23 protein-coding genes are annotated in these 24906 nt (G+C 40.2%); 13 read left to right on the top strand and 10 right to left on the bottom strand.

The window, feature by feature from the left end:
* The first annotated feature begins 385 nt into the window (after nucleotides 1-385).
* From KHS79_RS00240 to KHS79_RS00250, 3 genes are all read left to right on the top strand, one after another.
* A complete protein-coding gene (locus KHS79_RS00240; protein ID WP_212715647.1) occupies nucleotides 386-829 on the top strand; it encodes a TM2 domain-containing protein in 444 nt (147 codons plus the stop codon).
* 125 nt (nucleotides 830-954) lie between these two features.
* Complete coding sequence (locus KHS79_RS26320) at nucleotides 955-1107, top strand: type II toxin-antitoxin system HicB family antitoxin (protein WP_407704214.1); 153 nt, start codon at nucleotides 955-957, stop codon at nucleotides 1105-1107.
* Between the two features lie 62 nt (nucleotides 1108-1169).
* On the top strand, nucleotides 1170-1343 hold the full coding sequence (locus tag KHS79_RS00250; RefSeq protein ID WP_212715651.1) for a hypothetical protein: 174 nt from the start codon (nucleotides 1170-1172) through the stop codon (nucleotides 1341-1343).
* A 306-nt stretch (nucleotides 1344-1649) separates the two neighbouring features.
* On the opposite strand, the gene KHS79_RS00255 is transcribed toward KHS79_RS00250, so the two are convergent.
* Nucleotides 1650-2348 carry a hypothetical protein gene (locus tag KHS79_RS00255; RefSeq protein WP_212715652.1) on the bottom strand — a complete coding sequence of 233 codons (699 nt, stop codon included), beginning with the start codon at nucleotides 2346-2348 and terminating at the stop codon, nucleotides 1650-1652.
* Between the two features lie 132 nt (nucleotides 2349-2480).
* On the bottom strand, nucleotides 2481-2705 hold the full coding sequence (locus tag KHS79_RS00260; RefSeq protein ID WP_212715654.1) for a hypothetical protein: 225 nt from the start codon (nucleotides 2703-2705) through the stop codon (nucleotides 2481-2483).
* A 414-nt stretch (nucleotides 2706-3119) separates the two neighbouring features.
* Between KHS79_RS00260 and KHS79_RS00265 the strand changes: the two genes are divergently transcribed.
* From KHS79_RS00265 to KHS79_RS00270, 3 genes are all read left to right on the top strand, one after another.
* Nucleotides 3120-3518 (top strand): hypothetical protein, encoded by a 399-nt coding sequence (locus tag KHS79_RS00265; RefSeq protein WP_212715656.1) that lies wholly within the window; start codon nucleotides 3120-3122, stop codon nucleotides 3516-3518.
* Between the two features lie 672 nt (nucleotides 3519-4190).
* Entirely contained in the window at nucleotides 4191-4319 is a 129-nt protein-coding gene (locus KHS79_RS26045; RefSeq protein WP_267910753.1) for a hypothetical protein, read from the top strand.
* A gap of 75 nt (nucleotides 4320-4394) precedes the next feature.
* The gene (locus KHS79_RS00270) at nucleotides 4395-5396 is read left to right on the top strand and encodes a Gfo/Idh/MocA family protein (RefSeq protein ID WP_212715658.1); all 1002 of its coding nucleotides are present in this window, start codon (nucleotides 4395-4397) and stop codon (nucleotides 5394-5396) included.
* 462 nt (nucleotides 5397-5858) lie between these two features.
* Here the strand turns inward: KHS79_RS00270 and KHS79_RS00275 are convergent, their stop codons facing one another.
* Complete coding sequence (locus KHS79_RS00275; RefSeq protein WP_212715667.1) at nucleotides 5859-7151, bottom strand: hypothetical protein; 1293 nt, start codon at nucleotides 7149-7151, stop codon at nucleotides 5859-5861.
* A gap of 458 nt (nucleotides 7152-7609) precedes the next feature.
* Here KHS79_RS00275 and KHS79_RS00280 point away from each other — a divergent pair, with 458 nt between their 5' ends.
* From KHS79_RS00280 to KHS79_RS00290, 3 genes are all read left to right on the top strand, one after another.
* On the top strand, nucleotides 7610-8497 hold the full coding sequence (locus KHS79_RS00280; protein ID WP_233468146.1) for an ion transporter: 888 nt from the start codon (nucleotides 7610-7612) through the stop codon (nucleotides 8495-8497).
* A gap of 229 nt (nucleotides 8498-8726) precedes the next feature.
* Complete coding sequence (locus KHS79_RS00285) at nucleotides 8727-9605, top strand: TPR end-of-group domain-containing protein (protein ID WP_212715669.1); 879 nt, start codon at nucleotides 8727-8729, stop codon at nucleotides 9603-9605.
* A 111-nt stretch (nucleotides 9606-9716) separates the two neighbouring features.
* Complete coding sequence (locus KHS79_RS00290) at nucleotides 9717-9983, top strand: hypothetical protein (protein WP_094788428.1); 267 nt, start codon at nucleotides 9717-9719, stop codon at nucleotides 9981-9983.
* A gap of 115 nt (nucleotides 9984-10098) precedes the next feature.
* Here the strand turns inward: KHS79_RS00290 and KHS79_RS00295 are convergent, their stop codons facing one another.
* Both KHS79_RS00295 and KHS79_RS00300 read right to left on the bottom strand, forming a co-directional pair.
* Nucleotides 10099-13212, bottom strand: coding sequence for an efflux RND transporter permease subunit (locus KHS79_RS00295; protein WP_212715671.1), 3114 nt, complete (start codon nucleotides 13210-13212; stop codon nucleotides 10099-10101).
* A 14-nt stretch (nucleotides 13213-13226) separates the two neighbouring features.
* The gene (locus tag KHS79_RS00300; protein WP_212715673.1) at nucleotides 13227-14402 is read right to left on the bottom strand and encodes an efflux RND transporter periplasmic adaptor subunit; all 1176 of its coding nucleotides are present in this window, start codon (nucleotides 14400-14402) and stop codon (nucleotides 13227-13229) included.
* A gap of 427 nt (nucleotides 14403-14829) precedes the next feature.
* On the opposite strand from KHS79_RS00300, the gene KHS79_RS00305 reads away from it, so the two are divergent.
* Nucleotides 14830-15327 carry a hypothetical protein gene (locus tag KHS79_RS00305; RefSeq protein WP_094788426.1) on the top strand — a complete coding sequence of 166 codons (498 nt, stop codon included), beginning with the start codon at nucleotides 14830-14832 and terminating at the stop codon, nucleotides 15325-15327.
* 301 nt (nucleotides 15328-15628) lie between these two features.
* Entirely contained in the window at nucleotides 15629-16372 is a 744-nt protein-coding gene (locus KHS79_RS00310) for a substrate-binding periplasmic protein (RefSeq protein ID WP_212715675.1), read from the top strand.
* 111 nt (nucleotides 16373-16483) lie between these two features.
* Here KHS79_RS00310 and KHS79_RS00315 read toward each other — a convergent pair whose 3' ends face one another.
* On the bottom strand, nucleotides 16484-17098 hold the full coding sequence (locus KHS79_RS00315) for a carbohydrate binding domain-containing protein (RefSeq protein ID WP_212715677.1): 615 nt from the start codon (nucleotides 17096-17098) through the stop codon (nucleotides 16484-16486).
* Between the two features lie 392 nt (nucleotides 17099-17490).
* Here KHS79_RS00315 and KHS79_RS00320 point away from each other — a divergent pair, with 392 nt between their 5' ends.
* Entirely contained in the window at nucleotides 17491-17715 is a 225-nt protein-coding gene (locus KHS79_RS00320) for a DUF2835 domain-containing protein (RefSeq protein WP_212715679.1), read from the top strand.
* A gap of 21 nt (nucleotides 17716-17736) precedes the next feature.
* Here the strand turns inward: KHS79_RS00320 and KHS79_RS00325 are convergent, their stop codons facing one another.
* The 3 genes from KHS79_RS00325 to KHS79_RS00335 form a co-directional block, all read right to left on the bottom strand.
* On the bottom strand, nucleotides 17737-18369 hold the full coding sequence (locus KHS79_RS00325) for a GspH/FimT family pseudopilin (RefSeq protein ID WP_212715681.1): 633 nt from the start codon (nucleotides 18367-18369) through the stop codon (nucleotides 17737-17739).
* A gap of 464 nt (nucleotides 18370-18833) precedes the next feature.
* Nucleotides 18834-20216 carry a sigma-54-dependent transcriptional regulator gene (locus KHS79_RS00330; RefSeq protein ID WP_212715683.1) on the bottom strand — a complete coding sequence of 461 codons (1383 nt, stop codon included), beginning with the start codon at nucleotides 20214-20216 and terminating at the stop codon, nucleotides 18834-18836.
* Entirely contained in the window at nucleotides 20209-21819 is a 1611-nt protein-coding gene (locus KHS79_RS00335) for a sensor histidine kinase (protein WP_212715685.1), read from the bottom strand. Before KHS79_RS00335 ends, KHS79_RS00330 begins: the two co-directional genes overlap by 8 nt.
* A 244-nt stretch (nucleotides 21820-22063) precedes the next feature.
* On the opposite strand from KHS79_RS00335, the gene KHS79_RS00340 reads away from it, so the two are divergent.
* Nucleotides 22064-23674 (top strand): NAD+ synthase, encoded by a 1611-nt coding sequence (locus KHS79_RS00340; protein ID WP_212715687.1) that lies wholly within the window; start codon nucleotides 22064-22066, stop codon nucleotides 23672-23674.
* Nucleotides 23675-23779: 105 nt separating this feature from the next.
* Here the strand turns inward: KHS79_RS00340 and KHS79_RS00345 are convergent, their stop codons facing one another.
* Nucleotides 23780-24811: an outer membrane protein assembly factor BamD gene (locus KHS79_RS00345; protein WP_084611042.1), complete on the bottom strand. Its 1032-nt coding sequence runs from the start codon at nucleotides 24809-24811 to the stop codon at nucleotides 23780-23782.
* Nucleotides 24812-24906: the final 95 nt, after the last annotated feature.

A 24906-nucleotide genomic window follows, 5' to 3' on the forward strand; every position in this document is an offset into this window, starting at 1 on the left:
CGTATTGATGGTTTTATGTAAATTCTTGACTCATATTTGATTTTATATTTTGCCTATTAGTTAGGATATATCTTTGCAGGCTAAAGAGTTGCTTAGAAGCTGTATTGACAGTTTATTATGGGCAATTAATAGGCAATTTATCAAAGCACTATACCCTTCACAAATCATTTTTAGGAGTTGTTGTTGTCGGTGCGCTGACCAAGCATGGTTGGAGTGCAGTTTATGCATAATGACATAGATGTCATATAGTAGAGCAATGCAGGAGCTATTGCCGAGACGCATTTAACTGCCACCCCAGTCACTTATCAATATAGGCTCTGGGAGTTTATCGCTTGACAATAGCCCCTAAAAAACTTCGTCTTGGGTATATATTAAGAGTTGATTTATGAAAGGTAAAATACTTAACTTTGACGCTAGCACCAAGACAGGTATTATTTCTGGTGATGATGGGAACAGATATAATTTTCAAGCAGCAGATTGGAAGTCCGCTTCTGAGCCACGTGCAACATTGAAAGTTGACTTTACAGTAAATGGTGAGTTGGCAGCTGATATTTATGCTGATAGCTCTTCAAATAGTGGTGCCTCAAAGAAAGTTGCAGCAGCGTTGTTTGCTTTTTTCCTTGGCGCTTTTGGTGCCCATAAATTTTATCTAGGATACACCAAGCAAGGTGTTATCATGTTGCTGATTTTTATTTTTGGGATTATTCTTTTGGGTATTCCTTCAATGATTATTGGTATTATTGCATTTATTGAGTTTGTTCTTTACTTGACTAAATCTGACGAAGAGTTTGAGCAAACGTATATTATTGGCAAAAAGCCATGGTTTTAGTTTATTTAAGATGATTTATAATGATAGCCTTCATATGAAGGCTATTTTTTTACAAGCTATTTTAGTCAAGTACCATTGGGCGATGTTTACATAATGCTTGTTGAATACGCCGTGAAGGGTTTTATATAGATTTTGGGTACAGCTGCTTTAAAGCAGAGCGTATTAATGTGACGCTTCCTGCGCTTTTGGTTAAGCATATTAATGATCTTGTAATACTTCATCCTGAGTATAAATCACGGTCAGGTTTTCTTGCTGCCATCGCTCAAAATAAACTTTGACTTAGCTATACTCTATCATAACGTACCTATTATCCAATGAACTTATATAGTGGTGGATTTCAATGAATGAAAAGCATTGGAAGTGGATTATTCCCTTAGTAGTAGTCCTCGTCATTGGGGCTGTAGCGTTAATGGTGTTTTTTATTCATATTGTTTCTGTCTTTTCTGAAGTAGTAGGAGCAGTTATAGAAGTTTTTTGGACAATTTTTGAGGCGCTATTTGGGCTTTCTAAATAATGGGCTTGATAGCAATTTCATAGCTCACTTTTTCCTCTCTATGTGCTTATTCTTAGTGACGTCCTGTACGGGCTTTTATACGTATCCTTTCCCGCCTGTAGCTATCATCCATGCTAAGAACCATTGATGTGCAGAGCAAAACTACTAACGCTCTAGGGATCAAAACCTGAAGCAAAAAAGCACGCTCAATCCTGATTATGGAGGTGTAATCAGGGCCTTAGGGCTTCTCAATGCTGTAGAACAAGACACGTTCTAAGGTTTGTTCTTATCCAGATTGGTCGAGGATTTATCGCAAAAAAATGCTAATCACCAGTTAACTTTATAGTATTGAAGCTCATGCGACTCATTTTTGTCGTAATTAACTTCCTTGACTGAAATGAACTTTGTTTCAGGAGATAGCCAGGATACAGAGACAAACTTGTCATCTTCAAATATTTTGAGCTTGAAACAGTGAAATGTTCCAGCTTCAACGGTTATCGTATCAATAGAAGATACTTCATATCTAATTTTTTTGGTGCTACTTTCTTGGGATACCTCATTTCCTTGCATGGTTCGCTTGGTTTCCGTTACAAGTACTTCCCATTTTTTGCCAACTTTTATAGGGAATGGAGTGCGATCTGTATAGATATAATCATTTTTTTGAGTAATTCTAATTGGCACTCTATCTTTTACAAAAGTAGCATCTAATTCGAGAAGATCTAAATTCTCTTTATCTATTTTGCAGTGCCCTGTAATGACTTTATCATAATCCTTAATATGAATATCAACCTTAGTTAAATAACTATTACTTGATGTTTTATCATCAGTCACAGTGGCGATTATTCTTTCAATAGTGTCGTCTGAAATAGCTTTGACATCCCAGGTATCACCAATTTTTAAATCATAACGGTCATATGACCTTGAACTAGAAAGTTTGGAGCCTATGATATTACTCGAACAGCCGCTGAACAACGGGATTAAAAATAACAGTACAATCAATGGAGTATGGAATATTTTTTTGTTCACCGTAAACTCTCCAAGCGGAAGTCGAGGCAGCTACTGAAGGCTATCTAGATAGCTTAGTGAGAGATGGTCTCGCGATCATCAGGCAAGTGTAAACCAAACCTAAAAAGTGCCTATAAGACAGAAAAGCCTACTTTAGCAATCAGGTCCTGTACAACCACAATTGCCATTAGGGCATAGAAACAAAGACACTTTCTCTTCAGTATTATCTTCTAGTTCCTGCTTAACATTAACAACAGGTGAGCTTTGCTCGGTGTCGTAACTTGACTCGTCTTTTTCGTGATTGGAATTACATGCCATAACTGGTTGAATTGTTATACCTATTAAGACGAGTGCTGATAGTATAGAGCGTACTCTCATACCTATACCTCCATGTTTCATGTTGACAGAGTTGATTAACAAAAAAAACAATAATTGAGCAATGTAGTAGGCCATCCTCAAGTTACTCATATTATTGAGCACCTATACCACTATCGTAGCTTATTTTGTCACTATCCTGTTAAGTTTTAACTTTTAGACTCGTTTTACAGGATCCTCTAACCTTTGTGCTTTGTTGCCCATAGCTGAGCATTTATACCAACAATTGTGGGTGTACAGAGTAAAACCATCAGCGAGAGTACAAGTTGCAAAGGAATTATTGCCACGTTCTAGCAGAAAGGAAATGGTAAAAAAAAATTATTATTTTTGTCACTTGTTTGTGTGGTTTTCTATATAACGTTTTAATTCGAGCTGTTCTCGAGTGGTTACTGCATTATAGAAAAGGATCATAAAATAATGCTTAAAAAAATATTGCTATTAGCTGGAATCACATTTTTTTGTAACGCTATTTTTGCTGCTGAAAACGTCTATACCTATGACAAATGTTTAGCTGTAGATGTAACTGATCGATGTCCCCTGAAGGTTCATACTTTACTGCTGCCAAAAGATGTTTACATTGACTCTATTTCGATTAACGCTCATGACAGGATTGGTGATCGTACAAAGGGAGTAATAAATGTTTTTCTTGGTGATGACTTGATACTCAATGAAGGTGTGTTTCATAGGGGATCGGTTCACTACGCAAGAATTGGTAATATCTTTGGTGACAATATCTCAGAAAGAATATTGACTATTAGAGCAGCTGTGGATGATATCATGGTTTCAAAAGTAACCATCACATATTTTACTCCCTAGGAGTTTCCTCTTACTAATCGATAGGGTTTGTTATTACTTGTCCTCTTGGATTGGAAAGAGTGAACATGCCAAAAACTTATTTTTGTATGCGTTATCCAAGGGGGCATGAAAAATTTATCATCTCGTTCTAGGATTTAGGTGAGGCTACAGTGACTGAATAAGCATCAAGCAAACCTTCGTTTATAAAAACTAACCGCTTAGCTTCAAGTGATGACTGTTAACTGCCGTATAGGCAGGTTAGTAATCATTGCATGGCAGTGACGACATAGCAGTATAAGTGGACTGATAAATTAGATAGGCTAAGGGATCTTACTTGCACTTGTCTGTTTCTTTCCTATAAGAGGTACTTATCCTCTGCGGATAGAATTCTTTTGTCCTTACTCATCGTATGGCTTTTTGTGCTTTCAATTCAATTCCACGCTATACAGCAGATAAAGTGTACCATATCTTCTGACAATAATATGGGGGAAGAGCGATTGCCTAACGGTGAAACCTCTAACTCGTCGTGAATCTATTCTTTACAACTTGGTTGCCATTTTCTTGCAGCAAACAGCTTCACTTGAGCTATCCAGCAGTTGTTTGTGGTATACAGATATTGAAAGACAACAGGTGTTGGTTTAATCGGGCTTAAGTAGTGGGTGTGTGATATTGCAAGAAGGTTATTTGCAGAGCATGAATTTGTTTGCGAAGCAGGTGCCAGGAGCACCGTTAGCAGTAGAGACCAAGGATGGTCTTCTGCTGCGGGAGGAGCAAATTAATTCATGCTCTGCATTGGCACGATGTGTGGTAAGTTATATTTAGGAATAGACTTTCCCCTTTGATCATTTATAAACTACTCATGTCTTGCCATGTTAGTCGAGCTGAAAGGCCAGTTGTATGATGAAGAGAAAGGTACGTTGGGGGATTGCTGGTTTAGGAAAAATTGCACATCGGTTTGCTCAGGATTTAACTAGTCATGCCGATCATGCTGAACTCTATGCTGTGTCTGCGCGATGTTCAGAACGGGCAAAGGTTTTTGCTGACAGGTTTAGTTGCGAGAAGTGCTATGGCTCATACCAGGAATTAGCTGACGATCCTGTTGTTGATGTTGTCTATATTGCTTCGATTCATCCATTTCATAGAAGTATGGCAGAATTGTTTTTATCACACGGCAAGCATGTGGTGGTTGAAAAACCTGCATTTACTAATGTGGCAGATTGGGATGCGATGTATACCCTAGCTTCAAAAAAGGGCTTGCTATTAATTGAAGCAATGAAATCAGTGACTTTTCCTGCTTATCAAGCTATGCGAAAGTTTATTTCTGATAACAATATACAAATAAACTCTATTACAGCGGCCTTTGGTAATTGGCACAAGTTTGATATTGAACAGCCTATATTCAACCCTGATCTTTGTGGAGGGGCTACTTTAGATGTTGGCGTCTATGGTCTATGGCTTTATGTTGATCTCTGCCAGCTTGTAAATGGAAAAATATTGCCACCTAGAGTTAACTTTTATGTAGATAATCCAGAGTCAAGAGTTGATGAACTTGCTGAGTTTAAATTTCCTGGTGATGTATTAGGCAATATTAGTGCATCGATAACGCGTAACCTTGAACGAAAAGCAATAATAAATGGACCTGATCTAGATATTGTCATTCATGATAAGTGGTGGAATCCAAAAATAATAGATATAACATATAAAGGGGTTAAGAAACAGCTAACTATTGACAGTAAGGGTGGAGGTTTTGAGTATGAAATTGATCATATATCATCTCTAATCATCAACAATAAAGCAGAGTCAGATATTATTAATTCAGCCTCAACTCGAAAAGTTATTGAAATCATGGAAACATGTTTAATAATCGGTGGTTTTAGTCATTTGCTACGATTAAAATAGGTTGATAATATTATACCGCTATTGCTGAATAAAGATCTGTCAATTAAAGTGGCTATTGCTAGTTTCCTTGCAGCAAATCATTCATGAGTCTTCCAACCACTGCTTATCATTAACACACATTGATAGTCATCCCATTAAATTTGATTTTGGAATGGGGGGGTATAGCAAAAAAGGTTATTTGCAGAGCATGCATTTGTTTGTGAAGCAGGTGCTGGGAGCACCGTTAGCAGTAGTGACCAAGGATGGTCTTCTACTGCGGGAGGAGCAAATTGATTCTTGCTTTGCATTAGCACAGTACATATTCATCACGCACTGTTTGTAAATATACCCTTCACGAATGATTCCTAGGTTTTGTTATCTTCACTCCTCACCCCAATCACCTATTAATATAGGCTCATGGGGCTTCGTCACTCGATGGCCGCACCTAAAAACCATTCGTATTGGGTATATAAGCTGGAAATACTACTCTTGAAGTTCTTTTGAGGCTAGCTGTTTTTCTAGTTCTGCGGGTGACAGTAAAGTATTTACAGTAATGTTTGTCAGCTGTTGAAATAGTGGATGTTGTTGAAGTTTATTCAAGGTTAATGAAGGAAAGTGATTGTCTCGCAAATAGTGTATGAATTTAAGCGTTTTAAAGCCATCAAACCAGTGATGAAAGTGCTCTTTTAACTTATCACCTTCCAGCTTCTGCTGAGTGATATGCTTTTTAAACTGATTTATTTTTAAGGTGGTTAGTGCATTAGTCACTTCTTGAGGTAATTGTCCAAGTTGCTTTTCAATATAGTCTTTTGTCAGATTTTTTTTTGTTTTAAAAATAGATAATAATTGCTTAAGTGCATTAAAACATTCAGGGTTGTAGTATAAGTAGTCTTTTTTGGGCTCGCTGAGGGTTGAAATAGAGTGCAATGCGGGACCTGTACCAAAAAGGACGCGATCAGACAGGCGTGCATCGATAATGATGGGCTGACCTTTGAGTGAAATGATTTTGCCTACCTTGGCTAGTTTATTCAGGCAATAGAAGTCTTCACCTGCATTTCGACAGGGAAAACCCCTTACTTTTGTATAGGCTTCTGAGTGAATAGCTAATAAGCTACCTGTTGTATGAAAGGCATAAGGTGAGCCTGCCCAATGTAAGCCTAATACATAATAACGAAGTCGAATATCGTACAGCTGTTGGCTAACGGTTAAATCATGAGCATCAGCCAGGTGTTGATAATTATAAATAAAGGCACTGTAGTTATTTGGTGCGCAAGGATGTTCTATAACTTGCTCTAAATAGTCTGCGGGTAATACTGCATCCATATCTGTTGAGAAAATACAGGGGAAGCGTACTATACCTTGGTGTATAAAACGGCAGGCAATATCAGCACCTATTTTTCTGGCAAGACCAACGCCTGATTTAGCTGGAATCAGGTTAGGTGCAGTAGAGCGGTTAACAATATACAACCATTGTTGCTTAAAGGATATCAAACTGCTCAGGCAGGTTTTATGATCAACATTGAGTTGGTTTAATAGCTTGTGGTTGCTAGCGAGTTGTTGTGGTGTGGCGTTATTGGGAGCATTAACCACCAGCACTACTAGCCAGCTATCTTTAATATTGAGTGGTTGTAAAAGACGTTCCAAAGATTGAAGCGTCTCATTAAAACAGGGCACGACCAGTACGCTTTTAAACTGCCTTGTTTGTATTAAGGGTAAAATTTGTTGTGCTTCTGTTTCGGCATACTTCAGTAAGTACTGTTGAACTCGTGATGACATGATAAATATCGGGTTAAACCTTTGACCTTTATCGCTGAAAGATATTGACTCGCAAGAGATACCCTTCACGAATGATTTCTAGGTTTTGTTATCTTTACTCCTCACCCCAATCACCTATTAATATAGGCTCATGGGACTTCGTCACTCGATGGCCGCACCTAAAAACCATTCGTATTGGGTAGAGTATATACCCTTCTCTATGGGTATTGTTGGGCAAAGACGGGACATTTTAGAAAAATATGAATCTAGACTCAAATACTTGCTACTAAAAAAATTGCTTTAGCACTTGATATTTACACTGGTTGCCCTATAAAGCGCTATACCTGGAATTAATGAGTGCACATTAGTTTTATTTTGATCTCGTTGTGGATTGTTGTACCCAAAATAATGGGTATGTATCAGTAGCAGCTTGTGTACTCTGCGGAGTAACTGGCGAACTGGAGGCATCGTCTTACCTTATGAGTAGTAAAACAAAATATAAGTCATCTGATGACTTAAAACCTCAGAAAAGTACAGAAGGAATGAGTTGGTCAGGGCAGCTAACATGGTTTATTAATCACCCTAAGGTGCAAAATGGCATAGTCATATTAATTTTATTGAATGCAATACTTTTAGGGATTGAAACTTGGCAGTGGGCTATGGAGTCTATTGGTTGGTGGGTTTTAGTACTTGATCAAATCATCTTGACTGTATTTGTTATCGAGATTACTGCTCGATTAATCGTTCACCGTTTAGAGTTTTGGAAAGATCCATGGTCCATATTTGATTTTAGCGTTGTGGTTATCGCACTGTTACCTGCGACAGGCTCTTTTGCTGTATTGCGGGCTTTGAGAGTTTTGCGGGTGCTACGTCTATTAACAACAGTACCTTCGATGCGTAAGGTTGTGAGTGCGTTGTTAAAGGCTATTCCAGGTTTAGGCTCTATTGCGCTTCTTTTATTGATTATTTATTACGTGTTTGCCGTTATTGCAACAAACCTATTTGGAGAAGCCTATCCAGAGTGGTTTGGCAATATTGGTCAGTCACTCTACACATTATTTCAAATAATGACACTAGAGAGCTGGTCTATGGGAATTGCCCGACCAGTGATGGAAAACTTTCCTTTTGCCTGGGCTTTTTTCGTACCTTTTATCTTGATTGCGACTTTCACCATGCTGAACTTGTTTATTGCTATTATTGTGAATGCTATTCAAGATTACAGTGAAGCCGAACATAAAGACACGATTGAGCATGTTACCAATGTACGAGATGTGATAACCCATGATTTACACCAGGAAGTGAAAGCATTAAGAAGTGAAATCAGTGAGTTGAAGTCTTTGTTGGTAATGCAAAGTAAAAAGAGTTAGCTGAAATTATTAACAGATTACTTGTACTCCTCGACCAAAAACTTTACAGGTTTTATGAAAAACAAGTAGAACCGGTTACACTTTTAGAAGGCTGCATTTAAGATACATGGTTTGCTGTGTACCTTAACGTACGTTCAGAGTTAAATGTGGCTATATTGATACCCAAAGCGAAGGGTATATCCAAAAAAAGTGTTATTCGTTGTATAGTCAAGTTGAGGAGTAGTGCGTAATGCTTTTATTGCGTAAACCAGTAAATATGATCGTTTTAATGATCTCCTTAGTACTGGTGTTGCAGGTTGGACAGAGTTTTGCTGCTGAGAAGAAAGCCCCTGACACGCAAGATAAGCCCAGTATGTTAGAACGTCCTCTTATGGAACGATATGTACTGGATGAACTCAAGTCACTCCGTCAAGACCTCCTTTTACTTAAAAATGATGTCACACGTGATTTAGCGAGTACTCAATTACAAACAGCAGATAGATCCCTTCGGTATACTACAGATACGGTCAATAACATTTTTTTCATTATCACAGCTGCCACGTCAATATTGATCATTGCTGGTTGGAGTTCCCTGCGAGATGTAAAAAGCAAAGTGGATGAGTTGGTAGACTCAAGGGTGCGTTTAATTTCGCAAGGTTATGAAAAGCGGCTTGCTGAACTAGAGAAAAAACTGCGCCAGCGTACAGATCAAATTATTCAAGCTCAGGAAGAAATAGCACTTACTAACAATATTCATTCGTTGTGGATGCGTTCAGGCCTGGAATCAACACCGCAGTCTAAGATAAAAATTTACGACCAAATATTAAGTTTAAACCCTGAGGATGTAGAGGCTTTAACTTATAAGGCTGATGCGGCCTTAGAGCTCGAAGAGCCTCAGTGGGCATTAAGTTTGTGTAATAAAGCGTTAGAAATTTCATCCGAATATCCTTATGCCTATTATCAGCGAGCCTGTGCTCATGCGACGTTGGGCCAAGATGATCTGGCAATAGATGATCTTACCAAAGCACTGGATTTATCGAGTACTTATGTGGATGAAATGAAAGAAGAGCCTGCTTTCAAATCATTATCAGAGAGTGATCGTTTCTTAGCGTTAGTTTCACATCACTAATAGCTAAGAGCATGGCCTTGCCAGTCTCAAGTTTGGGTAATGGTAATTTCTGCTTCACTCTATCCTCATAAGAGGGCATAGAGTGTTATGTTTATTCAGTGAGGTATTTTGATGGAGTCTATTCAACTGATCTTCATGCTATCAACCCTGTTATTAGCTGGTGTGTTAACGGCAGTAAAGACTAAAGGGGATAGAACACCTGTGCGCGGGTTAAAGTTCCTTGGGATCTTGGTATCAAGCGTACCAATTATTGGTGTTATTCAGGGGATAATAGTTAGAAAGCGCCTGCCCTTGTATTCTGATGCTTGCTTTATCCAGGCCATTTATTGTGGAATTGGGTATGTCATTATTACGCAAGTACTACCTAAGTACGCGTAAAATAAATATATATCTTTCACGAATTATTTTTTAGTGAGGCTAGTCTTAGTAGACCTGCCCCACTAAAAAACCTTCATTTTGGGTATAAGTGATAAGCAGGTGTATGAAATCCTGCTTAGCTTTGCTTTTTAAAACGTTCTCTTAAGTGTTGTATGGCGGTATAAAATACGGGTACCAGAAGAGTGCCAACAATACCAGCCGCAAGCATACCCCCAAAGACACTGTAACCAATGGAATGTCGACTTGCAGCACCTGCTCCAGTAGCAATCACTAATGGCACAACGCCAAGAATAAATGAAAAGGCCGTCATAAGAACCGCTCTGAAGCGAAGTGTAGCTGCAGTCACTGCGGCATCCTGAATAGATAAACCTTCTGCTTCACGTTTTTCTTTAGCAAATTCAACAATCAAAATTGCATTTTTACTGGCAAGTCCAATTAATAGCACTAAACCAATTTGGGTGTATAAGTTCACATCCGATTGCGCAATCCATACATTTAAAAAGGCACCTAAAATAGCGATAGGGACCGCAAGTATGACTGCCCAAGGAATAAGCCAGCTTTCGTACTGTGCAACTAAAAACAAATAGACAAATATTAACGCAAGCGAGAAAAGTAAGGGGGCAAGATTACCAGCAGCAAGCTCCTGATAGGTCATACCTGTCCACTCAAAACTATAACCGTCAGGCAGTGTTGCTTTGGCAGCCTTTTCCATCGCAGTGACGGCTTGTCCTGAACTATGTCCGGCAGCTGGCTGACCATTAATGGTAACGCTGGTAAAAAGGTTATAACGATTTATGACATCAGGGCCTAATAGAGGGGTGATTGAAATAAGTGTGCTCAAAGGCACCATTTCTCCTGTGGCACTTCGAACATAAAAGCGTTTTAAATCATTTTCGTCATTGCGAAACTCTGGCTCAGCTTGCAATAACACTTTATAGGTTTTACCAAACTTGTTGAAATCATTAACATAGAGTGAACCAAGTTGTGTTTGCAGCGTACCAAAAATGTCAGAAAGCGGCACGCCTAAGTTTTTAACCTTTTCGCGCTGAACATCGATAAACATTTGTGGCACATTTGCCCGAAAAGTACTGAATGCAACGCCTATTTCTTTTGTTGAATTGGCCGCTAGTAGTAAACCACCCATAACCTGTGCTATTTCTCTTGGGTCACGGCCAAGCTGGTCTGTGAGTACAAACTCAAAACCACCTGTGGTACCAAGACCAGGAATTGCTGGAGTACTAAATGCAGCTGCTTTGGCGCGAGCAATGGTGGAAAGTTTAGCCTGCACTTGTCGGATAATGGCTGATTGAAAAAGCTCGGGTTCTTCTCGTTCATCCCAGGGTTTTAGTACAGCAATGGCCAGTCCAGCATTAGATGACATAGCACCGTTGAGAATGCTGTAGCCAGCTACAATCATTACATCAGAAACGCCGGGTACGCTTTTAACCATATCCGTCACTTGATGCATAACTTCTGCAGTTCTATTCAAGGACGCGCCATCAGGCAACTGCACATCTATCATGAAATAGCCTTGGTCTTCTTCAGGGATGAAGCCTGTAGGTAGCTGCTTTGCAAATACAAGTAAAATAGCGATTAGGGCTAAAAAGAGTAGGCCAACGATAAATAGTTTTCTTACTAGAATGGTGACAGTGCGCTGATAACTTCCTGTCAGTTTGTCAAACCACTGGTTAAACCACCTTAAAATAAAAAAGGGAGGAGAGGTAGACGGTTTTAGGAGGGTAGCACACAGTGCTGGGCTAAGGGTTAGGGCATTAATAGATGAAATAAGTACAGATACAGAAATAGTGATAGCAAACTGGGCGTACATTTGTCCTGTAATGCCTGGCATAAGCGCCACAGGTGTAAAAACCGCAAGCAATACAAGAGTTGTCGCAATAATTGGTCCACTTACTTGCTGCATAGCTTTAACGGTAGCTTCGACTGCAGATAGTTTTTCTTCTTCCATTAATCGCTGAACATTTTCGATGACCACTATCGCGTCATCAACAACGACACCAATAGCGAGAATAAGAGCGAAAAGTGAAATGGTGTTAATTGAAAAGCCAATAGCCAGTAGAACAGCAAACGTGCCTATGAGGGATACTGGAATGGCAATAGAGGGAATTAGTGTTGATCGCCAGTCTTGCAGGAATAGAAAGACGACAAGTATGACCAGTACAACAGCCACAAAAAGGGTTTCAACCACTTCGGCAATGGATGTTTCAATAAATCGTGTTGTGTCGTATAAAACTTCGAAACTGATATCATTCGGAAACTGCTTGGCCAGTCGTTCCATTTCGTCTTTGACTTTTTGTGCCACTTCCAAAGCATTTGCATCAGGTAACTGGTAGACGGCGAGAATAACACTGGGGCTATTATTAAGCTCACCAAACCAGCCATAAGAGGCAGAACCTAGCTCAATGCGTGCAACATCCCTCAAGTAAATTGATGATCCATCATTGCGTGATTTTAATATAATTTGCTCGAATTCCTCAGGAGATGAGAGTCGTCCCTTTGCTTGTAAAGAGTATTGAAACTGTTGAGTAGGGAGTGAAGGTGCTGCACCAATTTGGCCGGCGGGTACCTGAACATTTTGCTCATTAATAGCATTGTCAATGTCTTGCGTGGTGATGGCATAAGTCGACATTTTTGCCGGGTCAAGCCAAATACGCATTCCATAGTCTTGCGCACCTAAAATCTGGGCATCACTGACCCCTGATACCCTTGCTAATGTGTCTTTAATATTGATACTGGCGTAGTTCGATAAAAACAGGCCATCATAAGTGTTATTTGGGGAAATCAAATTAACAATTAACAGCATGTCAGATGACTTTTTATCAACTGCTACCCCTTGTCGTGTAACCTCAGCTGGAAGCTGTGGATTGGCTAAAGCAACACGGTTTTGAACATTAATTTGGGCCATGTTTGGGTCGGTACCCACGGCAAAGGTAACAGATAATCGATAGCTGCCATCATTAGCGCTTTTAGACGACATATAAATCATATCTTCAACCCCATTGACCTGAGACTCAATGGGGTTGGCGACGGTATCTTGAACCACTTTGGCACTGGCACCAGGAAAGTTGGCTGTGACTTCGATAACGGGGGGGGTAATAGGGGGAAACTGAGCAACGGGTAACACAGGAATAGCAAGTAAACCTGCAAGGGTAATAATAATCGAAATGACAAAGGCAAATTTTGGCCGATAAATAAAAAATTGGCTGATCATGGTATGCCTCCTAATTAACTTGCTGTTGTTTCTTTAAAAGGCGCAACCTGTTGTTCAGTCGGTTTGACTTTTCCACCAATTTTAACTTTTTGAATACCTTCTGTAATAATCGTTTCACCAGGATTTAATCCGTCTATCACTTCCCATCGTGTTTTGACGCGTTGTCCTAGTTTAACTGGGCGGGCTTCAACCACTTTTTCACTATTCACCACCAGAACGAATTTGCCCTGTTGATTTTCTTGAACGGAAGCTTGTGGAACCAGCAGAGCTTGCTGTGGTGTTTTTTGCCGTAAAATGAGCGTTACATATTGGCCTGGAAGCAGTGTTTTATTTTCATTAGGAAAGACTGCGCGAATTTTTATGGTGCCTGTAGTTTGGTCAACCCGATTATCCATAAAATCAAACTGTCCCTCATGAGGGTACATGGTGTCATTTGAAAGCCTTAATCGGGGGACTACTGAAGGTTCCTCCTGGCCGGCCGAAATTCGTTTTCTTGCTTCCTCTTGGAAATCCACAAATGCTTTTTCACTAACCTGAAAATTGACGTAGATTGGATCAAGTTTAACGATGGTTGCCAGTGTATCCTGATTAGGTGTGACAAGGTCTCCTAAACTTAATAATGATTTGCCTATACGACCAGTGATAGGTGCTGTAATTTTGGTGTAACTTAAATTTAAAGCAGCTTTTTCGAGTTGGGCTTGCGCGCCTTTAAGTGCTGATTCAGCTTGAATTTTTTTACTGGTTAACTCATCCATTTGAGACTGACTGATAGTTCCTTTTTTGACAAGTCGTTCCCCTCGATCAAAGTTAATTGTTGCTTCATCTAATATGGCTTGTAAGCGGTCAATTTCTGATTGGCTTTGGTCTACAACAGCTTGGTAAGGGGCTGGGTCCAGCGTGAATAATAGCTGATTCTTTTTGACTTCATCACCTTCATTAAAGTGTCTTTCCAGTAATGTTCCTTCAACTCGAGAGCGAATATTTACATCTTCACTGGCCTCGGTTCGACCTACCAGGTCGATGGAATGAAATATTTTGTCTTCTTTAACAGTGGTTACGATGACGGCAGGAGGCTCTTGAGTGATTGGTTCTTGCTCACAACCAGTGGTGCTTATACCTAGAAACGTAATCAGTATTAAAGTTGCTATCAGCGAGATTGGTTGTTTCCTTTCGTAAGATACGACAGACATCCCTGTGGCTCCTTAAGGCATTGCTTACTTCGAATATTAAAAAAAGTACATTCTAGCTTGGTCATCGTTCATCGTTATAGAGCTGAGTAAGTTACTATTTATGTAAAGTAAAGTGTGCTGAGTTCCTTGCTATTTTATTTATAGAGTATAGTTTTTATATATAGATTATAGTTATAACTGAGTGATAGTTATTATTAATTAACATGAATCTAAAAATGTATCTTTAGTATCTTAATTAATAGAGATGAAAAAAGTATTGAAAGAACATAGTGTTCTAAGTATTTAAATAATATTACATTATAGTTAGCGTTAGTAGTACAAAGATTGACATTAAAAATAAAATTTTATTGATTTTATTAATCCTTTTCTTTTGGAAGCCGATATAAGTAGTAAGCGATGGTAAAAGAGGTTCGTCAGGAGGTGTGAGATGAATAATCAAGTGATCAACCTCCTTCATACAGTGGTTCCTGCAACGTTGTCATATTTGAATGTACATTCACCTGTGGCAGCCTGTTTAATGGTCACAACAGCCTATGCAGAAAGCAGTCTTGCCACACATCAATATGATGGTAATGAGGGGTTAGGGGTCTATCATATTTCAGCTGAAAGTCACCGTTACCTGTGGGATGCATACTTAGCTCAGCATCCTGATTTAGCTAGTAAAGTACGTGGGTTGGCATCTCAGCAGTTGTTTTTAATTCAACCTGAGTTAGAGCTTTTAGGTAACCTATCATATGCAACGGCAATTGCCTGGCAGCTTTATCTTCAATCTGGCGTTGCTCTACCCGCAACAGCCGACCCATATCAACTAGCTCATTTTTGGCTGGAGAATTTTGAGAATGGCTCAGAAGGTAAGACAGTAAATGTGTTTATGCAGTCGTGGAAGTCGTTACGAGACTGCCATTCGATGTTATTAGTAGCGTAATAGCTAAAGAGTGGGGTGGTAACTGAAGGAGTGGTAGTTATTGACTGAGTATTTCACAAGTGAAGTTTACATTGTAAGTGATTTCTAACTACATATTTCCTTTTGAAAAGCATTATACACATAATGCTTTTTTTATTTTTAGAGGTACCCTTTAGTTTATTGCTTGATATGGTCTCTATTGCTAATCGCTAAGAGTATTCATGCTAAATTTAGTAAGCAAGGGATGATGAATGCGATCCATAAAAGTGGCTAAAGTTTGGGTAATCACACTAAAAAAGTCAGGTTTAAAAACTAGATAACAATGATAAATATTTGGCACCTTACTCTGTGGCTGGCAGTGATTTTTTCATGTAATAGCTATAGTGATGACTTAATAGTATCGGGGCATTCAAGCTATCCCCCCGTATCTCAGGCTGAAGGAGAATTAATCACCGGTGTTGCTGCCAAGGTAACAACGGCCATTGCAGATCAGCTTGGCATTTCATATCAACTTGTTTCCTCAGGTCCATGGAAGCGTGTCCACTGGGCTGCTGAGAAAGGGGAAATTGACATGATTGCTGGAGTGTATCTGAATGAACATCGAACAGCCTATTTGGATTATGCTGAGTGGTTCATGACAGATCCTGTTGTCATTTTTGTTAAGAAAGGCAATGCGTTTCCTTATCGTCAATGGAAAGACTTGATTGGCAGGAAAGGTTCCACTAATTTAGGTGAAAGCTTTGGAGAAGCATTTGACCGCTTTATTGAAAAGTATCTTTATATGGAGTGGGAGCATGAATCTGTAGATAACTTTCGGAAACTTGCCCATGGCCGGATCGATTATTTTCTATATGGGCTTTATCCTGCATCAGCCCAACTTAAGATACATGGTTATGAAGACGTTTTTGAGGTAATTCCTACCCCTGTTGTTGAAGAAAAGTTTTATTTTGCTTTTTCTAAACACTCAAAGTTTCGTTACTTAAAACCTAAAATGAATGCTGTCATCGTTGAGTTAAGAGAGTCTGGAATTATTCAACGATGGGTAGATGAATTTTTTCGACGTTAATGCCATCAACTGTTAATACTGTAAAATTGACGTCTGCATATCCTTTTTTTTAAGCTTATCAATTATTCTTGATTAATCAGTCAAGAGTTTTTTATTTTAAGTTGTGTGTTCTTATTTTAGTGATAGTCGAACATTGTCGATAAAAAAGTTATCACTATGAGGACCAAAAATCATGATATCCAGGCTTTTAATATTTAATTTAGTGGGTGTAGTGAAACTTCCTGTCACGGGCCACCATTGTTGAGTAGGTACTTTGCCAAGAAAGATATCTTGTATTTGTAGACCTTCATTACTGTCAATAAAGAGGTGTACGCAAACATTATCACTGTATTGTTGTGTGCTAGGAATATTAATCTCAAAGCTTAGTTGATACTGGTGCCCTGCGAGAAGTAATTTTTTTGCAGGTAGTTTAGCCGCTGAAAACCATTTATGGCGATTAAAAATATGTAAGACACCACCTTGCTCTGACTGGGTATATTGTTGTTCTACACTGGCACCAAACATACCTTGCCAATGTTGAGAGTCATACTCAAAATCAAAATGCAGGCTTGGTAAAGTTTTTATGGAGTATGAAGAAGTGTAGTTATGCGTTGCCTTAAGCTTTTCTGAATAAGGCTGAAGGTGATTGGCATAGATTTCTTGAATAAGGCAAGTATAGCTGATTATTCCCCATAACAACTGAAGACGATAGCGGGTAACGAGTCGCTCCTTGCTAGAGTTGAGCATACCTTTCTCCTTATAGGTAAACTTTTTATCGCTTTTTTATTGTGGTTATACAATTCATAAGAAACACAAAACAAAAAGAGTATTTTTGTCCTCAAGCCTTTGATTGCACAGTACCTTACACTTACACAAGTACTCTACAAGAGTACTCTGGAGGTTGGTGATTGTCTTACTTGAGCACAGCTTAACTTGCATAGACTAAGTTTTGTTAAAAATTAAGTATCAGGTAAAAAGGCGAATCAAGAATGTAAGGCACAAGGCGGGTTTTGCAAAGGTATAGTGAAGTTTAATCGTTTGTTATGTGATCTATTTCAATTATAAGTGTCTGCTTATATCTGTGGCTAAGTGTTCTGCCAGCCTGGTATGCTTAATATTGGAAAGGGGGGGGGGTCATTATGCCGAGTGTTACAGTAGCATTGAGTATATCTACAGAGGAGTTTTTGCGTTATTACAGAGGCTCTGCAAAACAAGTAATAGCGCACACGGTCGATGGTCGTTCAGTTAGTTTCCCTGCTAATATCTTACAGCGTTTCTTAACGCATGAAGGAATACATGGACAGTTTGTTATTGAGTTTGATAATGCAGGACACTTTAAGTCTATTAAAGATATCTCTTGTTAAGTTGTTATAGCCTGAAGCGCATTAGCTGGTGCACTGAACGTCCTTGCCTTTTCTTGTTTCAATTATGCCATCACCATCTGTATCTGCGGCATGTTTTGTTCGTCCAGTAAAGCTAACAATAAGCTGTCGTGCATGACGATTATTATTGTCGGAAGGGCAGACGGTTAAAGTGCCTGCTGTACCAGAAATGATGCCATCAGGTTTAAAGCGTAGATAACTTCTACCTGCTGACAATCGGCTTGATATTTTAACTCGAGTGTTTAAATCAAATATTTGATAAAGCGCTTCTCCCGCGTCAATCTGCTTATTTTTATTAGGATCGCTAAAAACAATGATATGTTGCTGCCACTTGGCCTGGCAGGAAATGCCATCTGCTGAAGGGCATAGTGTGACAGTGGTTTTGTGTACCACAGCTTGCGTACGCGCTGTAGCGATAGCGCTATGAATTGTGTTGATACTGGTCCGGGTTGAGCTGCTTTGTATAAATTGATTGAGTGCTGGCAGGCCATAGCCAATGAGAATTAATAGAATACTGCAAGTCACCAGTAATTCTATCAGTGTAAACCCTCGCATATTATGGGGAGTGTTAATGTTATTAATTGATGGTGTTTGTTGGGGAGGCGTAGAATTTTGATGGATTACAAATGATTGCATGTGCCCTCCTTGGTCTAATAGTGCATATACCGTTAACAAAAGGTGTATATACGAGGTAAGTTGCTTTCCCTAAAAAGTAAAAATAAATCTGTATAAAAAATGATCATATTTGTTTTTGGGAAAAAATCTGTTAATTCTTCAGCAACTTTTTTGTGCTTGAAAATGTTCTCTGGGTTAACGTTGATTTAGCTCAGTTTTGGCTAGGGCCTGTTAACACTATTTGAATCAACACTGCCGTAGACTATTTTTTCGCCTAGCAAGGCACAAGGAATGCTGTGTTATTCTACATAAATGACTTGTAACACTGCTAGGTGGAAAAATAATCACGGCCCGAAGGGTTATGACGGTAAAAGCACTACTCGTTGTTGCTCATTGTTCATTTAGAACAACTAAACTTCACTCTTCGCGCCTAGATTAGTGCTTTTACCGTCATAACAGTGATATTCAAATAGTGTTAACAGGCCCTAGTCTAATCCTAGCTTTTTCAGGCGATAGCGAAGTGCGCGGAAAGTTATTCCTAATTTTTTTGCGGCGGCTGTTTTGTTCCAGCGAGACTCTTCAAGTGCCTGGACAATGGCTTTACGTTCCAACTCCGCTAAGTAATCTTCTAGCGATTGGCTTCCATCAAGAGGGATAGGTGATTCTGTTGTTACGGATTGTTGATCAGAATCTGGTGTGATACTGGTAGCAGGTGTGGCGCTATCAACATTTAATTTTAAGTCACTTGCTGATATTTCATCTGCTTCACACAATGTAAAAGCACGCTCTAAAATGTTTTCTAGCTCTCGAACATTGCCTGGAAAATTATAAGCAAGTAGTGCTTTTTCAGCCTCAGGAGTAAGGTGAGGTGGGGGTGTTTGGCATGACTCTGCAAGTTGCCTTAAAAAGAAGTTGGCCAGGAGTAGAATATCTTCTTGTCGCTCGCGGAGCGGAGGGACATTAAGTTCAATCACATTAATACGATAAAATAGGTCTTGTCTAAATTGACCATTAGCCACCATCTCGGCTAGGTCTTTGTGGGTAGCGCTCAGAATACGGGTATTAGTTTTGATTTCTTGCTGACTTCCCACTGGACGAATAGCTTTTTCTTGGATAGCACGTAGCAGTTTTACTTGCATAGGGGCAGGAAGATCTGCAACCTCATCTAAAAATAAAGTACCTCCATCTGCCGATTGAAAAAGGCCCTCTTTATCATTGGTAGCACCTGTAAAGCTACCTTTTTTATGGCCAAAAAATTCACTTTCCATCAGCTCTGAAGGAATTGCACCACAGTTAACTGGAATAAAAGGCTGGTCGGCACGGGGCCCTTGCTCATGAATCAAACGAGCCACCATTTCTTTACCTGTTCCGGATTCACCACTGATGTAAACAGGTGCTTGGCTTCGGGCCAGTTTGATGATTTGCTTTCCCAGCTGAATCATGACGGCTGACTGCCCTAGTAGCTGAGTTTGTTTGTTAATGGTGGTATCTGCTATTGGGGTAACAAGCTGCAGGGCATTGTTAATAAGCTCTCGAAGTCGTTGTAAATCAATAGGTTTACTGACGAAGTCAAAGGCTCCAGCTTTCAGGGCTTCAATCGCCGTATCCATGCTGCCATAGGCTGTAATCATCGCAACGGGCATATCACTGTAGTGTTGGCTAATATGCTTAACTAAATCGATGCCGTTACCGTCAGGTAAGTTCATATCAGTAAGACAAAGGTTGTATGTATCCTCGGCCAGGGCAGACTTTGCGCTACTGACGCTATCGACAGCTAAAGTATTAAGACGCATGCGGCCTAGAGTAATTTCCAGTAACTCTCGAATGTCGGGTTCATCATCAACAATGAGAACTTTTGGGTTATTCATCGGTATCGTTTAAATGCAAGCTTTCTTGTTGACCATGAGTGAATGTGATTCTGAAGGTACAGCCTGGTTCGTACTGAACTAGCTCTAGGGTTGCCTGGTTGGCTTCACATAGTTCTTTGGATATATACAACCCTAGACCTGTGCCTCTTGGTTCAGTGGTATAAAAGGGTTCGAATAAGTGGTTTCTAACCTCGGGTTTCATACCTGGTCCGTTGTCAGTGATATCAAGATACGGTAGACCGTTATCTTCTCGTAACCCTGTATGTAATTGTAGCGTGGCTTGCTGATTCTTCTTAAAGCTATAACGTAGTCCATTTTGACAAAGATTCGTGACAACTTGAGTGATCTGGTCGGGGTCAGCCATAACCTGAATGGGTAGAGGGGAGGGGAGGAAGCTAATGACTGGGTTACTGAAGCCTGGAAAGGGTTCTTCTGTCAAAAACTGCTTAATCCAGTCATTGAGTAAAAGAGTTTGATGATTACTGGTTTTACGACGAGTAAGTTGCAGAACATTTTCAATAATGATGTTCATCCGGCGTGAGTGATTTTGAATAATCTCAATGAGCCGCTGATCAGCATTGTTTAACTGGTCTGACTCATTCAGTAATTGTGCAGCATGACTAATAGCGCCAAGCGGGTTGCGGATCTCGTGGGCAATGGCCGCAGTAAGTTTTCCCAAAGATGCGAGTTTGAGCTGTTGAGCTTGCTGATTTAATGCTGTCAGATCATCAAGAAAAATAATTACTTTACTCGACTCATTGTCGTATATCTGGGTGAAACTTGACTGCACTTTAGGGCGGTCTGGACTGGTTTGAAAGGGTTTAGGCGTTTGCTCAGGACTTTCTTTCCATTGCTGGTAACAGGCATGTAAGTCAGGAGAAGCCTGGAGCAGGGTGGGCGTTTGCACAGGGCTATTTAAAAAAAAGTGACTGGCTTGGTTCATCATAATAATACGTTCATGGGCATCAATGACCAGAATGCCTGTTCGCATACGCTGGATGATTAGCTGATTAAGCTTTTGCAGGTTATAGAACTCAGTACTTCGCTGCCTGGCAAGCTCCTCACTACGTCGTATCCGCTCAGATAGACTTTGCACAAAAATGGCTGTTGCAAAGATAATTGCACCTAACAGACCAGCATTAATTGATTTGCTTTGTTGGTCGGGAACCAGCGTTTGATAAATACTCAGAGCGATAATGCATAGGGTTGCCAGTGCCGCAATGGCAATACCGGTTCGCCCCTTTAATAAGATATTGCCTGCTGCAACAGAAACAATTAACAGGTTGCCCAAGCCTGTTGCCTGTTTACGACTTAAATAAAAAAGCAAGCTTAGTAAAACAATATCCAAACAGACAATAGTAAAAATCTGTATCGTATTTGGCGGCTTTCTACTGATAGCAATGATCAGCATATTGATGCCAAGGTAAATAAATGCAAATACTTTGAAATGGATTGATGTATCTGGTGTGATCAGCTCTTTGCCGATAGGGCTGAATGCCGCAGCGATGAAAAGCAGGCCTAAAATCGCGCGATATAGATTATATACCCTCAGTGCATGAAATCGTCGATTGGATAATTCGTTGTTGTAGACAGTGACCGGCATCGGGATGTTATTGACTATTTTGAAAGTGAATAAGACAAGCGTTAAGTCGCTTTCAGTGCTCTGGTTTTTATTTTGAGTTCAGTGTAGCAAATGAATGTTTGTTCAAGGTGGCAGCTCAGTGATGTAAAAGGGGAAGTCGCTATACTACAAACACTGTTGATGATGTAACGTATTAAGCTATTTTACAGTGTGCTTTGTTTCCCCCAAAATAGCGCAAACTTTTCAATTGACCACTAGGGTTTTTATGTCCGCGAAGCTTTCGATTGTCATGGCTCAACTGAATTTTTTAGTTGGGGATATTCAGGGTAATACGAAAAAAATTATTGCAGCTGCTGAGCAGGCAAAGCAGTTATATCAAGCAGAAATCATCGTATTTTCTGAATTAAGTGTGTGTGGCTATCCGCCAGAAGACTTGCTTTTACGAGACAGTATGCAATTGAGGGTTGAGAAGGCATTAACCCAGCTAGGAGAGGTAACTGGAATTGATATTGTTATTGGCTTGCCCTTTGATGGTCAAAACCAGGCTGTAGTGATAAGGGATGGCAAGATTAAAGCCCGCTATGCCAAGCAATTGCTACCGAACTATCAAGTATTTGATGAAAAACGTTACTTTACACCAGGCCATGAAACCACAGTATATGACCATAATGGCGTTAAGATCGGGCTTTGTATTTGTGAGGATATCTGGGAGCCAGGTCCTGTCCAGTCAGCTAAGCAAGCAGGTGCAGAGTTACTATTGTGCTTAAATGCTTCTCCCTATCATATGGATAAAGTAGCGGATCGCCAGCAAGTTGCTAGACAGCGCTGTACTGAAAGCCAACTTCCCATGATTTATGTTAACCAAGTGGGAGGGCAAGATGAGCTGGTATTTGATGGTGGCTCCTTTGCGATGAGTGCTGATGGTGTCATAGCAGTAGGTGGAGACTATTATCAAGAAGGGCTTTACCCTGTTGAGGTTGACTTAACATCAAAATCCATTGTGACTGGAAAACAAGTTCATCCGCCAGCAAAAATGCCAAGTATTTATCAGGCTTTGGTGTTGGGGGTAAGAGACTATGTCGAAAAGAATGGCTTTAAGGGCGTTATTTTAGGATTGTCTGGTGGTATTGACTCCGCATTGACCTTAGCTGTTGCTGTCGATGCGCTGGGCCATGAACGTGTGTCTGCCATTATGATGCCTTACCACTATACCTCATCCATGAGTCTGGAAGATGCTGAGGCTGAAGCAAAAGCATTAAAGGTAGACTACAAAGTGCTGCCTATTGAACCTATGTTTGATGCATTTATGTCAGCCCTATCAGATGAGTTTAAAGACACGACTCGAGATACGACAGAGGAAAACCTTCAGGCACGTTGTCGGGGTGTACTACTGATGGCGCTTTCTAATAAAAAGCGTTATTTGGTACTGACAACGGGTAACAAAAGTGAAATGGCTGTTGGTTATGCCACGCTGTATGGTGATATGGCTGGTGGCTTTGATGTGTTAAAAGATGTGCCAAAAACATTGGTTTTTGAGTTGGCGCGGTATCGAAATACAATCTCGCCTGTTATTCCTGAGCGGGTTATAACCCGACCGCCATCGGCTGAGTTGGCGCCAGGTCAGGTAGACGAAGATAGCTTACCAAGTTACGATGTGCTGGATGCTATTTTAGCGAACTATATAGAGCATGATTTAAGTGCTGATGCTATTGTCGAGCAGGGTTTTGCAAAAGACGACGTTTATCGTGTACTGCGTTTAGTTGATATTAATGAGTATAAGCGGCGTCAAGCGGCTATTGGCGTGAGAGTTACTCGTCGTGGATTTGGGCGAGACAGGCGATACCCTGTGACTAATGGCTGGAAATTAGGTGAATAGGCTACCTATTGTGGGCTTACTTAATAGGAAGTTTACTAATCACCTCGCTAGGCAGTGAACACAAAAAACGGGGCATTAGCCCCGTTTTTTAATGAAAGAATAACACTATTCATCGCGCTGCAAGATATCTTCAGCTGTTTCCGTTTTGCCTGTTTTAGACGTTTCGGAATTTTCTTCTCCATCATCACCAATTAAGCCAAAACTGATAACGTTTAGCCAAGAGCGTTCATGGCCTACTTCAGCTTCCAGATCTAATTGGTCACGACTTTTCCGGCGAGACGGTGGCTCAACATCTTCAGGGTCATCCAGCAAGCCAAAGCTCATAATGTTCCATATTGATGGGTCAACATCATGGTAAACCTTGTAGTTGACGAATTTGCCGTTCTCATCCAGGGATTTATGTTTAGGTGAATTTAATCTCAGCGTTTCCAGTGCATTGTTCGCTGCAGCTGTCAGGCCTAAGTGCTGGTATGCTTCGACCATAATTGCTAGTGCATCAGGCACTGCTGGGGTCTCTTGCAGGTTTTCAACCACATATTTACCACGATTAGCGGCAGCCACGTAAGCTTTGCGCTTCAAGTAATAGTTTGCAACATGCACTTCATAGGCAGCGAGTTGATTACGAAGAAATATCATCCGTTTTCGAGCGTCCGGTGCATAGCGACTGTCTGGAAAACGGCGTAATAGTTCAGAAAACTCATTAAATGAGTCTCGTGCCTGGCCTGGGTCACGCTTGCTCATATCAATCTCAACATAGCGCTCAACAATGCCAACATCAGCCGTATATGAAGATAAGCCTTTCAGGTAGTAGGCATAGTCAACATTTTCATGGTTGGGGTGCAAGCGGATAAATCGGTCTGCTGCGGCAATCGCGGATCCTTGCTCTTGGTTTTTGTAATAAGCAAAGATTAAGTCCAACTGGGCTTGCTCAGCGTAGGAGCCAAAAGGAAAGCGGGCTTCCAGGGCTTTCAGTTTATCAATTGCATCATTGTAATTACTGGTATCAAGAGCCACTTGTGCCTGCTCATAAAGCTCTGACTCAGTCAGGCTTTCATCAATCTCTTTTTTGGAGTCTGAGGCACATGCTACTAATAAGCTAATAAAGCTGAGAATGATTAAGTGTTTAGCAATACGCATGTTGTGTGCTTATCCCTATTAGTACTTAACGTGTAGGCCAACAGGTTAAGTGAATTGATTCGTGCTTTAACAGCAATCAGTGAACCATTTATCTT

It is taken from the genome of Zooshikella ganghwensis, from assembly GCF_018263875.1.
GTDB classification, from domain to species: domain Bacteria; phylum Pseudomonadota; class Gammaproteobacteria; order Pseudomonadales; family Zooshikellaceae; genus Zooshikella; species Zooshikella ganghwensis.